Annotated in this window: 10 protein-coding genes and 1 pseudogene; 4 read left to right on the top strand and 7 right to left on the bottom strand. The window is 43.9% G+C overall.

Going from position 1 to position 12,432, the window contains the following annotated elements; translation table 11 throughout:
- Positions 1-282: 282 nt before the first annotated feature.
- Both AB9N12_RS13830 and AB9N12_RS13835 read left to right on the top strand, forming a co-directional pair.
- Positions 283-477 (top strand): annotated as a pseudogene (locus AB9N12_RS13830) (alcohol dehydrogenase catalytic domain-containing protein); the annotation flags it as partial.
- Positions 478-544: 67 nt separating this feature from the next.
- On the top strand, positions 545-1,351 hold the full coding sequence (locus AB9N12_RS13835) for a TrmH family RNA methyltransferase (protein WP_369892604.1): 807 nt from the start codon (positions 545-547) through the stop codon (positions 1,349-1,351).
- A gap of 95 nt (positions 1,352-1,446) precedes the next feature.
- Here AB9N12_RS13835 and bioD read toward each other — a convergent pair whose 3' ends face one another.
- From bioD to AB9N12_RS13870, 7 genes are all read right to left on the bottom strand, one after another.
- On the bottom strand, positions 1,447-2,100 hold the full coding sequence (gene bioD, locus AB9N12_RS13840) for a dethiobiotin synthase (RefSeq protein WP_369892605.1): 654 nt from the start codon (positions 2,098-2,100) through the stop codon (positions 1,447-1,449).
- Positions 2,097-2,927: a malonyl-ACP O-methyltransferase BioC gene (gene bioC / locus AB9N12_RS13845; protein WP_369892606.1), complete on the bottom strand. Its 831-nt coding sequence runs from the start codon at positions 2,925-2,927 to the stop codon at positions 2,097-2,099. The genes bioD and bioC overlap by 4 nt, the downstream gene beginning before the upstream one ends.
- Positions 2,928-2,936: 9 nt before the next feature.
- Positions 2,937-3,656, bottom strand: coding sequence for a DUF452 family protein (locus AB9N12_RS13850; RefSeq protein WP_369892607.1), 720 nt, complete (start codon positions 3,654-3,656; stop codon positions 2,937-2,939).
- Positions 3,653-4,807 carry an 8-amino-7-oxononanoate synthase gene (locus tag AB9N12_RS13855; RefSeq protein ID WP_369892608.1) on the bottom strand — a complete coding sequence of 385 codons (1,155 nt, stop codon included), beginning with the start codon at positions 4,805-4,807 and terminating at the stop codon, positions 3,653-3,655. Before AB9N12_RS13855 ends, AB9N12_RS13850 begins: the two co-directional genes overlap by 4 nt.
- Before the next feature lie 68 nt (positions 4,808-4,875).
- Positions 4,876-7,296, bottom strand: coding sequence for an adenosylmethionine--8-amino-7-oxononanoate transaminase (bioA, locus tag AB9N12_RS13860; RefSeq protein WP_369892609.1), 2,421 nt, complete (start codon positions 7,294-7,296; stop codon positions 4,876-4,878).
- 75 nt (positions 7,297-7,371) lie between these two features.
- Positions 7,372-8,496 carry a DUF4421 domain-containing protein gene (locus tag AB9N12_RS13865; RefSeq protein WP_369892894.1) on the bottom strand — a complete coding sequence of 375 codons (1,125 nt, stop codon included), beginning with the start codon at positions 8,494-8,496 and terminating at the stop codon, positions 7,372-7,374.
- A 192-nt stretch (positions 8,497-8,688) separates the two neighbouring features.
- Positions 8,689-9,888: an MFS transporter gene (locus AB9N12_RS13870; protein ID WP_369892610.1), complete on the bottom strand. Its 1,200-nt coding sequence runs from the start codon at positions 9,886-9,888 to the stop codon at positions 8,689-8,691.
- Positions 9,889-10,515: 627 nt separating this feature from the next.
- On the opposite strand from AB9N12_RS13870, the gene AB9N12_RS13875 reads away from it, so the two are divergent.
- Complete coding sequence (locus tag AB9N12_RS13875) at positions 10,516-11,589, top strand: substrate-binding domain-containing protein (RefSeq protein WP_369892611.1); 1,074 nt, start codon at positions 10,516-10,518, stop codon at positions 11,587-11,589.
- A gap of 18 nt (positions 11,590-11,607) precedes the next feature.
- On the top strand, positions 11,608-12,420 hold the full coding sequence (locus AB9N12_RS13880; RefSeq protein ID WP_369892612.1) for an SDR family oxidoreductase: 813 nt from the start codon (positions 11,608-11,610) through the stop codon (positions 12,418-12,420).
- The last annotated feature ends 12 nt before the right edge of the window (positions 12,421-12,432 follow it).

Consider the following 12,432-nt stretch of genomic DNA (forward strand, 5'->3'; position numbering starts at 1 on the left):
TTTTGAGAATGGGAAGTGTTTGGGCAAATATTATTTGTATGGTACACGGTTCTTTCCATTTAAAACAGTTTTGTTCTCTCAAAAATGGTCTTATTTTATGGGCCGGGCATTTAAGAGGATCGGTTGACACAGAATTACCACGGCTCTTTATCAGGTCGTTTATAGTTGCCGGACAGGGGAGATTTTGTTTCATATAGCTGAACGCGATATAAGGTTTATGTTTACTGATAAAATCATTATCTTTGCAAGGGAATTGAACTATTAATCAACAAAGAGGATAGGATGCTTACATACACATACGTTGAACATGGAAATTTTGAATTACGGGAGAAACCGAAACCGGGAATAATGGATTCACGAGATGCAATCGTGCGAATGACTCTCGGCAGTATTTGTACCGGTGACCTTCAGATCAAGCATGGCAGTGTGCCGCGTGCCGTACCCGGAACGATAGTCGGGCACGAGATGGTAGGTATTCATTTATTAATGACCCGTTGCGTGAATGGAACGGTCGTATGTCTAATGGAAAGTAATAAGCAATAGTATGCCTGTTATCGAAATATCATCTTTATCCCATCCCGGAGTTGAGGTCTTCGGTAGTCTGACTGAAAATCAGTTACGTAACCGCATCGAACCCGACAAGGGTATTTTTATCGTAGAAAGTCCGAAGGTTATCAAGAGAGCTTTGGATTCCGGTTATGAACCTCTCGCTATTTTGTGTGAGCGTAAACATATTATCGGTGATGCTGCCGAAATCATCGAACGTTGTGAGAATGTGCCTGTTTATACCGGAAGCAGAGAATTACTTGCTACGCTGACCGGCTATGTCCTGACACGTGGTGTTCTCTGTGCCATGCATCGTCCTGCGCCACGTAGTGTGGAAGAGGTATGCCGGGAAGCCCGGCGCATGGTAGTAATAGACAGTGTGGTTGATGCAACCAACATCGGTGCTATTTTCCGTTCGGCAGCCGCTCTTGGAATTGATGCCGTATTACTGACACGCACCTCTTGCGACCCGTTGAACCGTCGTGCGGTCAGGGTATCTATGGGAAGCGTTTTCTTTGTACCATGGACTTGGATGGACGGTTCTCTCAGTGACTTGGGAAAATTAGGTTTCCGTACGGCTGCCATGGCACTCACGGACGACTCTATTTCCATTGATAATCCTGCCCTAGCGGATGAATCCAAATTGGCTATCGTAATGGGCAACGAAGGGAACGGACTTTCACACGATACGATTGCTGAGGCCGACTACGTAGTCCGTATCCCTATGGCACATGGTGTTGATTCGCTCAATGTGGCTGCTGCGGCTGCTGTTGCTTTCTGGCAACTCCGTGCTCCACAATCCTGAAATGAGTTGATGCCGGATAAGATCCTATTTGCCTGTTATCAGATTCAATGTGTTGAATGATAGGGCATTTCCGCATATCTGTTACAGAACGCTTGTCAAATGGGTACATTTATTTCCGGAACCAGCATAAACTTTGTTTCCGGAAAATACTTTTTCAGCCAGGTCCGGATAAATTCCATTGTATCATTCTGAATCGTCTTGTCTTCTACGGTAGGATATAAATTATACAGTACGGTGTCCAGTATGATGCCGCGTTTTTGTATTGCTTCGAGACTAAGCAGGGTGTGATTAATGCTCCCCAGTTTACCGGAAGTAACAAAGATAAGCGGATATTTCTCTTGAGCGATGTAGTCAATGGTCAGAAGTTCGGCAGTCAGAGGAACCATGAGACCGCCTGCTCCTTCGAGTAACACAGAGTCATACCGTTTACTCAACTCTTCGGTTGCACGTTTTATTTTATCAAAGTCGATGGGACGGTTATCCAGCTGGGAAGCAAGATGCGGAGAAGCAGGATAAGAGAAAATCTCCGGCATGGTTAGTCCCTCTTGGTCTTCTTGGGTGAAAGGGATTCCCATGATTTGCCGGTGTAGATCAATATCTTCGGAATGTCCTACATTTCCCGTCTGAATAAATTTCTGGGTGATGGTGCGATGACCGTTCTTGTTCCATTCACGAGCTAGAAAGCCGGTGGCATAACTCTTTCCGGCATCCGTATCGATACCGCTTACAAAATATACATTCTGTTTCATGCTTTTTTCTTTTTTGCGATGATATAAATAGGGTGATATGTTAAAGACACAGAAGTGCCCTGAGTAAACTCCTGCGTATAACGTTCACAGAAGAACTGCAAGTCACGACGGGTCCATTGTCGCTGGGGGAGATCATTCTTTGAGTGATTCTTTAGTGAACACGAATCGTTTTCCTGTTTTCTGCCGGGACCGGATTGCGTTGACAGCCCATTGACTCCGGTTTGCTTCAAGTGATATAGTACTTTTATCGGGTCTTCGAACGAAAGCGGGATAAGTTCTTCTTCTGAATACAGTATGTCAAAATGGGGTGATAATGCAGCTTCGAGCTCTTTCCGTGAACGATAAGGTAGTCCGTTTCCGGTAAGTTCGCGTATTTCTTTCATGTTTTCTTTTCCAAAAGTGCTAAAGGCAACATAACCCTGATGATTGAGCAAGGTATTACACCTTTCGAAAAAGTTTTCCGGTGACTCGAACCATTGCAGGGCCGAACAGGAAGTAATCAGTGTGCTTTCGGCGGGGAAAGAGACTGTTTCGGCATCTCCCGGAAGAAAAGATACCTGCTCCTTCTTCAATAAGTCTTCGCAGCAATATTTCATATCGGGGCAAAGGTCATTGAGTAATAACTCTTCCGGGTGGAGAGTTTGGAGCAACATACGAGAGTAAATACCGGTTCCGCAGCCAAATTCAATCACTTTCGAGCAGGGAGAAGATATGTGTTCCGTAAGCAAACGAATCATTTTATCCGCTATTTGCCGTTGTACGTTCGCTTCCTTCGGATAGGTTGTGATGGCTTTTGAAAAACGTTCTGCGATTAGTCGTTTATTCATAATCAATCTTTATTTAATGAGCTTACTGGCCGTATGATAATTACTATCCGGTAGTATGACGGATGTATCGGTATCCGGCTGCATGAGTATTGTATGAAAAAGCTCTTGTTGGTAATGTGCCGCTTCCACTTGTTCAAGAGAGTCCGCTTGGTTTTCCCATGCCCGATATTGGTTATCCGGTAGGAAAATTCGGTCGCCTTTTCCTATGATCGCTTTTTGCCATTTAACATCAGAGGGAGGCAAGGAACAATAATGTTTTTGTATGGCGGCAAGTTCTTCTTTGAGTTCTTCAACCGCACGTTGGGGAGATGTGGCTTGAAAAGCTTTATAGTCGTCTGTTGAACCACACATCCTTCTTTGAAATTTTTGCAAGGTTTGTTCGTTCAACCCATGGAGTGTACCATTGAAAATGGAGGGAGCAATACCTTTGGTTTCGTGTATGGGATAGAGGGTACCGTTGATGGCGATACGTTGGGAAACAGGCAGATGTGGATATCGCTTCATGATTTGCGAAGCTGCCCAGACTCCCATCGACCAGGCGATGAGTGTAATCCGGGAGTAGGTTTCCAGTAAACTGGCATCAAATGTTAATGAACGGTAATCATAACAAATCATCCAGTCCTTGTCAACAGGATGAATGGTCAGGAAAGGAGTTTCGTCCATCCCCCAACCGGCAAAGAAAAGCAATAGATGCTTCTGATTATCCTTTATGATAAAATGTTGTTTCATCCGTTTATCAGTTTAATGAGTTGGTCAATTTCATGTTCTGTGATGTCGGCTGTCAGTGAGAAGCGGATTCGTGAGGTCCCGGAGGGTACGGTAGGCGGACGGACGGGCAATGCATAAAATCCTTTGCGCTGGAGTTCTGCTGCTTTCAATAGGGTATCTTCACTGGTTCCTATGATCATAGGAACAATATGACTTACCGACGGACAGTGATATCCTTTGGCTGTAAGTGCCTCCTTTAGCTTTTGGCTGATTTGTAGCAGGTGGTCCCTCTTATGTTGCAAAGCCGGAAGGTGTTCTAATACCCGTGAAGTCCATTGAATATTAATAGGAGGAAGCGCAGTGGTGAATATAAACGTACGCATTTTATTGATAAGATATTCCCGGATGAGTTGCCGGCAGACAATATAAGCTCCTGTTGAAGCGATGGCTTTACCGAATGTTCCTACTAAAAAATCTATATCATTGATACACTCCTGCTCTTCGGCACATCCTAGTCCTTTTTCCCCCCGTACACCAAAAGCATGAGCTTCATCTACATAAAGAAGAACATTTGAATAACTCTTTTTGAGCTGAATGAGAGCGTGAAGATCAGCTTCATCACCATCCATGCTGAAGATGCTTTCGGTAACAACAATAATCTGTTCATACACGTTATGATTCTCGGCAATCAGTCGTTGTAACTGGGAAATATCGTTATGACGATACCGGATACATTTAGCCGATGATAGTTTTATTCCGTCTATCAGGCTGGCGTGTACCAGCTTGTCAGCAAGAATCAGTGTGTGACTACTGCAAATGGCAGGAAGTATTCCTGTATTGGCATGATAACCACTGTTGAATATGAGTGCACTTTCCGTTCCGAACAGGGTGGCTAGCTGTTGCTCCAACTTCCGATAGTCACTAAAGTTGCCGGTCAGTAACCGGGAAGAAGAGGAGGTAGGCAGGAATGTTTCAGGGGTGAGCGTCTTTAAGAATTCCTCCTTCAATGAAACGTCATTAGCCAGTCCGAGATAATCATTGGAAGATAAGTTCAACATTCGTTGTCCGTTCAGCAGAACATATCTCCCGTTGTGGATTAATGGTGGGAGAGAACGATCGTTCTTTCCCGCTATCAAGGTCTGGATTTCTTGGCTTATATGCTCTAATGTCATGAATGATAGTTTTAAGTAATCTGTATTCGATACATGAATGATTGAATGTGTAATCGATTTATTCTTCCTTATAGGTCATCCTTCTTTATAACATGAAGTAGCCCGGAAGTCAGCTTGCTTAGTTGTTCTGAAGTGATGATGAAAGGCGGCATCAGATATACCAGCTTGCCAAAGGGACGTACCCAGATTCTTTCTTCTACCAATCGTCGTTGCATATAAGCCATATTTACCGGACGCTTCATCTCAATCACTCCAATGGCTCCCAATACTCGTACATCAGCCACTTCCGGGAATTCCCGTGCAGGTGCCAGCTCTTCTTTCAGTTGGGTTTCGATTCGCTTCACATTCTCTTGCCAACCGGATTCGAGTAACAGGCGAACGGAGGCGCAAGCCACTGCGCATGCGAGTGGATTACCCATAAATGTAGGTCCGTGCATAAAAACTCCCGGTGCATGGTTGGAGATGGTATCTGCTATTCGGTTGCTGGTTAACACAGCAGAAAGTGTCATATATCCTCCGGTCAGTGCTTTGCCGATGCACATGATATCCGGTTCCACTCCAGCGTGTTCCCAAGCAAAAAGTTTGCCGGTCCGTCCGAATCCCGTTGCTATTTCATCGAAGATAAGCAGAATATCGTGCTTCCGGCAGAGCTTTTCTGCTTCGCGGAGGTACTGCGGATGATAAAACCACATCCCGCCTGCTCCCTGTACCACTGGTTCCAGGATAAGTGCCGCCAACTCTTTTGAATGTTTTTCAATCATCTCTTGCAGAGGTCGTATATCTTCCGGATTCCATTCTCCGTCAAACCGGGAGGTGGGAGAGGGAACGAAATAACGTACAGGCAATGCCGAACCGAAAAGAGTGTGCATACCCGTCACCGGATCACATACAGACATGGCATTCCATGTGTCACCGTGATAACCGGAGCGGATGGTTACGAAATTGTTCTTTTCCGGTCTTCCTGTTGCATACTCGTATTGTACTGCCATTTTCAGTGCTACTTCTACGGCTACCGAACCGGAGTCCGCATAGAATATTTTCTGCATGGATGGAGGAACTAAAGGCAATAACAGTTTCCCCAGTTCAATGGCCGGATCATGCGTCAGTCCCCCGAACATGACATGAGACATTTTATCTAATTGTTCTTTTGCCGCCTGATTCAATACCGGATGATTATATCCATGCACTGCACACCACCAGGAAGACATTCCGTCGATAAGTGTTCGTCCGTCTTCGAGCGTAATGGTAGCACCGTCTGCCCGTTTCACTTTGTAGACAGGAAGCGGATCGGTAGTCGATGTGTACGGATGCCAGATATGTTCGCGATCAAATTGGGAACCGGCGAAATGATAGCCTTCTTCCTGAATCATCTTTTTATCTTCCGATACTTTGGAGCCGAGTGTTGTCAGCAGGTCGCCTACGATAGCCGAGTTAATTCCGATATATAATGCCTTGTGCATCGCTTCGGAAGAGAGTTGTGAACGTCCTCCGGCAAAACGCAGAAAAGCGGTCGGATTGATGAAACGAAAGAGTGCAATGGTCTTAAGTATTTCTTCTTCGCTTAAAGGCTGCTCGTTTTCCAGTGGGGTGCCCGGAATCGGACTAAGCAGGTTGATAGGTATGGATTGAACATTCAGTTCTGCCAGTGTGAAAGCAAATTCAATCCGTTGTTCCATCGTTTCTCCCATACCGATGATACCTCCGCAGCAGATATCCATTCCTACACGGCGGGCTGCATCGAGGGTAGCCAGCTTTTGTTCTTGCGTATGCGTAGAGCAGAGTTTGGAGAAATGAGATGGGGCAGTTTCCAGATTACAGTGATAACGGGTGATTCCGGCTTCATGCAGGGAACGTAATTCCTCTTCATTGAGCAGGCCCAGAGAAGCACAAAGTTGAATCGACGAATGTCGACGCATATAGCGGACCGTATCGCAAAGTTGAGTCATCTGTTTGGGAGATGGTTTTCGTCCGCTGGTAACGAGGGAGAATCGGTTGACGTCTTGGGCTTCGTTGTATTGGGCTTGTCGAAGACATTCTTCAGCGGGAAGGAGATCGTAAATCTCGGCTTTAGTGTGGTAGTGGGAAGATTGTGCACACCATTTGCAATTTTCCGGACATCGGCCGGACTTGGCGTTGATGATGGAACACATGTCGAATTCGTGCGAAGCACGTGCGGCGGTAATCTCATGCGCGGCAGCATAAAGTGCCTCGCTGTCAGCCATGTTGGCTAGCCAAGCAGCTTGGTCGGGTGATATGTCGATACCCGCCAGCACTTGGTCTTTGATTTCTTGAAGTGTCATAAATGTATGATAAGGGATAGTTTGTGCAGCATTCTGCTTACGAAGGGCAACGTCCACTACATTGGTATGCAGATGACCGATCTGTAATTCGCGTCCCATACTGGCAAAGGCAGCATAGTTCTTTCTTCCCCAGTAGCGAAAGCGGGAAAGAAGAGTGCGTGTGGTTTGTATGTAGCGTTGTTGCTTCATTGTTTTTTACTTTTGTTCGTTAGAACGCGGCAAATGTACAAAGATTCTTTGGATAAGCAAGCAAATGGATGAATTCTAGTTTCTGTGGCATTGTTTCTTTTTCCTGTATTCTTTGCGGGTATTGAAGTTGAATCCGGCATATATCTGGAGGGTACCGAATCCGTTGTCGACAGAGAAGTTGTGGTGGTGGTAATTGTAGTTTTTCCCAAGAAAGGAAGCTCCTACGTAATACTTCCCGGTGTTGTAGACAATCCCTGCACGAAGCAGGAAATCCAAATTGAATTTACTGTACCATGTTTTTGCCTCATTTGTTTCGGCGTCCACATCGGAAGCTTTGTAGGCAATGGCAGGAGTGAGAGACAGGCATGCCAGGCAGTTGCGGGCAAAGACCCAGTTGTAGGCATAACCGAAACTGATGTTGGCATTGGTGTATTTAATATTCTTGACTTTCATGGCAGGATTCATTGTCTCCTGGATAAATCCCGGAAGTGCTGTATAGTCGAAATCGAGATGATGCTTTGAAATGGAAAAACCTGCAATAAGTGTGCCTGCATTGCGCCGTTGATTGGTGGACTGACTGAATGCGGCAGGATAGGAGAATTTACGATTATTGAAGATATAATATAGATTCAGTCCTTTGACATCGACTTTTATGCCGCTGAAATCTTCGGAATAGGTGGAGGGTATATTGTCTGGAAATCCCTTGATCTTGTGTATCTTGTAATGATTGCCGGTGCGGCGATAGAAGATATCCACGCCTAATTTGGAACTGTATAAGCTAAGATCGAACTCGGTTCTCTTGTTCTTTCGGGTACCTTTTTTGAAAATATCATTCACATTTACAGACCATCCCAGGAAAATCCATCGCCAACCGAAATACAAGCCTATCTTGTTGTGCGGGTTGGGAGAAAAACTAAGTTTCTGTGGATGAGGCAATTCACTGGTGATAGAATAATACTCAAAGTTACTGAAATGAGTAACCATCAGTGCGTAGTTATAACGGTTGGGAGCGATATAGAGCGTATCGAAATCACTGAAGTTCAGAAACTTCAGGATTGCTCTTTTAAAGGCGCCCGGTTTGGTGGTTGCTGTGGAATCTACTTTTGTAGTATCGTTGCCCAAAGAGCCTTTCTCTTCAGTCTGTGCCTGTAGGGACAGTGAAAATAACAGAAAAAGAGATAGAATAACCTGTTTCCCCAAGTGGCTCTTTGTTGGTATATATATTTTTCGTTTCACGAATGTACTACCTTTCATTGATTAATATTAGCAATCTTCTAAAAATGGTTTGGTTATACTGTCAGTTATAACAATTATTCACCTGCCTTTGTTCCAGAAGATGCGTGAAGGGTATCTGTCGTGACGATGCATACCGGTCGTTCTTTTATAATATATCTATCTCTGCTTCTTTAAATTAGGCAAAAAGAATGTGACTAATCCCAGCAACGGCATATAAGCGCAGATATTATATACATATTCAATGCTTGTTTTATCCGCTAGATTACCCAGTACGGCAGATGCGACACCGGCCACTCCGAAAGCAAATCCAAAGAACAAACCGGATATCAATCCAAGTTTGGTAGGAAGTAATTCCTGTGCATAAAGCAATATGGCAGGAAAAGCCGAAGAAAGCATCAATCCCACGCAGAAGCTAAGGATGATAGTCCACAGCAGATTGGCATGTGGCATTAGTAAACTGAAGGGGGCAGCTCCCAGAATAGAAGCCCAAATCACGAATTTACGTCCGATTCGGTCACCCACCGGTCCGCCGATGAGTGTTCCGATGGCAGTAGCCGCCAGGAAGATAAATAAATATAGCTGTGAATCTTGTACGCTTACATTAAATTTATGAATCAGGTAAAAAGTATAAAAACTCGTGAGACTCGCCATATAGATATATTTGGAGAAAATCAGGATCATCAATATCGCGATTGAAAAGGCTGTTTTATCCATAGGCAAAGGAAGATGGACAGGTTTTCTGACACAGACAGTCTGCGCTTTCATCCGGTTTAGATATGATTTATACCATTTGCAAATCGGGTACATCACTCCGATAGCGGCTAAAGCCACCAATGCGAAGACAAGAAGATGTTGTCTGCCATAAGGAGCCACCAACAGAGCTACCAGCAAAGGGCCCAGTGCACCTCCGAAGTTACCACCTACCTGAAAGAGTGATTGTGCCAGTCCGCGTTTTCCGCCGGAGGCAAGGAACGTGATACGGGAGGCTTCCGGATGCAGTACGGAAGAGCCGATTCCGATGAAGAATACGGATGTTAATATCCAGTATAGGTTGTCAGAGAATGCTAAGTTTATCAGACCCATCAGTGTAAAACTCATTCCGATAGGCAATGACCATGCGATGGGATGCTTATCAAAGAAAATTCCGGTAATCGGTTGAAAAACAGAAGCGGAAAGTTGATAGATTAACGTGATAAGTCCGATTTGTGCGAAACTAAGTCCTAAGTCATCTTTGAATAAAGGATAAGATGCCGATAGCACCGACTGTAATAGATCGTTGAGACAATGCGAAAGACTCAATGCAATCAAAATGGAAAATGTAATTTTTCCTACGGGTTGTTCCTGATTCTGTACCATATACTACCAGTTTGCTTTTAACGTGTTCCTGAAAAAGGTTGCAAAGGTAGGTAAACTTCCCGTTTCTCTAAAACGAAGGATTGTAAATTGTCGTTAATTCGGTTTTGTGTCATTGGGCTATTCTCTATGCCCGATTGCAGGGGGTACCAAATGTTTCGCGGCATGAAACACTTGGTTTAGAGCCGCAAAACCGAGTATTTAGAGCCGCTAAATCAGGTGTTTAGAGCCGCAAATCCAACTGTTTAGAGCCGCTAAACTAAGTGTTTCGCGGCTTGAAACTGTCTTTCCTTGATTTAACCAGACGCTTTTTTGCTTTAAAACCGTAATCCGTAGACGGTTTTTTCATTCGCATACTGATACAGTAGTCAGTTCTTTCGCAGTCATGCTGATAACATATACACAGCAACATTCCTTATACTGTTTCTGTACACAATGTGTCTTTTTCTCTATACTATTTTTACTTTTTCTTATGTTTAACAACATGTCTCTTTGTAGTGATGTTGAATTAATGGATTAATTATTAGTTGTTTATGCTCATTTATTTAGGATGTGTGTGCGTACACACTATTGCTTAATTCAATAATTCATTTTACTTTTGCCGATGAAAAACAAGATACTTATCAATATATGGATAAAGAATTTTCAAATATTCGGATTGTGGACATAGCCAAGATGGCAGGTGTCTCTGTTGGCACGGTAGACCGTGTAATCCATAATCGGGGAAGAGTATCTGAAGAAAACAAGAAAAAAGTACAGGCTATCCTGGAAATGGTACATTATCAACCCAATCTGATGGCACGTTCGTTAGCAACCTCCAAAAGACAATATCATATCCTTGCAATAACTCCTTCTTTTATGCAGGGAGAGTATTGGGAAGCGATTTCGGAAGGTATCGATAAAGCTGCGGCGGAAATGGGATCCTATAATGTCACCATTACCAAACTCTTTTTCGATCAATATAATAACAATACTTTTGATGATATTGTCCGAAATCTGCTGAATGAGAAAGTGGATGGGGTGTTGATTGCGACATTGTTTACAGAGTCTGTTATCCGGCTTTCGCAGGAGCTTGACAGGAATGAAATACCTTATGTGTATGTTGACTCCAACATTGGAGGGCAACATCAACTGGCTTATTTTGGAACGGAATCTTATGATGCCGGAGTGATTGCTGCCAGATTATTGATGGACAGGCTTCCTTCTTCTTCGGATATATTAATGGCACGGATTATTCATAGCGGGAAGAACGATTCCAACCAGGGGAAGAACAGGCGCGAAGGGTTCTGTCATTATCTCACGGAGACAGAGTTTAATGGAAATCTGCATGAAGTGGAATTGAAAATCAATGATTCGGTCTATAATTTTGACAGGCTCGATGAAATATTCGAGGCGAATCCTGGAATAAAAGGGGCTGTTATATTTAACTCCACCTGTTATATTCTGGGCAATTACTTGAAAGCGAGGGAGAGGAAAGCGGTAAAACTGGTAGGATACGACCTTATCGGGAGAAATACCCGATTACTTTCCGAAGGTGTTATTACTGCATTGATCGCGCAACGTCCTGAGAGACAGGGGTATGAAGGAGTCAGGTCTTTGTGTAATTACTTGTTATTCAAGCAAAAATCGGAAACGGTGAATTTAATGCCGATTGATATTCTCTTGAAAGAAAATCTGAAATATTATCTGAACAATAAGCTATAAACATGAATTTTTAGAACCATGAATGAATTATTTAACGTTAAAGGCAAAGTAGTTGTAATTACCGGTGGAGCCGGAATTTTAGGTAAAGGTATTGCTGCATATCTTGCAAAAGAAGGTGCAAAAATTGTGGTGCTCGACAGAAGTGAAGAGGCAGGAAAGGCATTGGTAGAGCGTATCAAGGCAGAAGGACACGAAGCTATGTTTCTTTATACGGACGTAATGGATAAAGAAATTCTGGAAAGCAACAAAGGGGAAATCATGAAAGCGTATGGACGCATTGATGTTTTGTTGAACGCTGCCGGTGGCAATATGGCAGGTGCTACAATCGCACCGGATAAGACATTCTTCGACTTACAGATCGATGCATTCAAGAAGGTGGTGGATTTGAATCTGTTCGGTACGGTATTGCCTACAATGGTATTTGCCGGAGTCATGGTTGAACAGAAAAAAGGTTCGATCGTAAACTTCTGCTCTGAATCAGCTCTTCGTCCATTGACTCGTGTGGTAGGCTACGGTGCAGCGAAAGCGGCTATCGCTAACTTCACCAAATATATGGCCGGTGAACTGGCTTTGAAATTCGGTAACGGTCTGCGTGTAAACGCTATCGCTCCGGGATTCTTCCTGACGGAACAGAACAGGACATTGTTGACGAATCCGGATGGTTCACTGACTGATCGTTCCAAGACTATTCTTGCTCATACTCCGTTCAATCGTTTTGGCGAACCGGAAGACCTTTACGGAACAATCCACTATCTGATTAGTGATGCTTCTAACTTCGTAACGGGTACGGTAGCTGTTATTGACGGCGGGTTTGATGCATTCTCAATTTAATAAATCGATAAT

Source organism: Bacteroides sp. AN502(2024), from assembly GCF_041227145.1.
In the GTDB taxonomy this organism is placed as follows: domain Bacteria; phylum Bacteroidota; class Bacteroidia; order Bacteroidales; family Bacteroidaceae; genus Bacteroides.

Excerpts from the sequence above, each read along its gene's own strand:
- AB9N12_RS13835 (WP_369892604.1), top strand. The coding sequence starts at position 545 with ATGCCTGTTATCGAAATATCATCTTTATCCCATCCCGGAGTTGAGGTC.
- bioD (WP_369892605.1), bottom strand. The coding sequence starts at position 2,100 with ATGAAACAGAATGTATATTTTGTAAGCGGTATCGATACGGATGCCGGA.
- bioC (WP_369892606.1), bottom strand. The coding sequence starts at position 2,927 with ATGAATAAACGACTAATCGCAGAACGTTTTTCAAAAGCCATCACAACC.
- AB9N12_RS13850 (WP_369892607.1), bottom strand. The coding sequence starts at position 3,656 with ATGAAACAACATTTTATCATAAAGGATAATCAGAAGCATCTATTGCTT.
- AB9N12_RS13855 (WP_369892608.1), bottom strand. The coding sequence starts at position 4,807 with ATGACATTAGAGCATATAAGCCAAGAAATCCAGACCTTGATAGCGGGA.
- bioA (WP_369892609.1), bottom strand. The coding sequence starts at position 7,296 with ATGAAGCAACAACGCTACATACAAACCACACGCACTCTTCTTTCCCGC.
- AB9N12_RS13870 (WP_369892610.1), bottom strand. The coding sequence starts at position 9,888 with ATGGTACAGAATCAGGAACAACCCGTAGGAAAAATTACATTTTCCATT.
- AB9N12_RS13875 (WP_369892611.1), top strand. The coding sequence starts at position 10,516 with ATGGATAAAGAATTTTCAAATATTCGGATTGTGGACATAGCCAAGATG.
- AB9N12_RS13880 (WP_369892612.1), top strand. The coding sequence starts at position 11,608 with ATGAATGAATTATTTAACGTTAAAGGCAAAGTAGTTGTAATTACCGGT.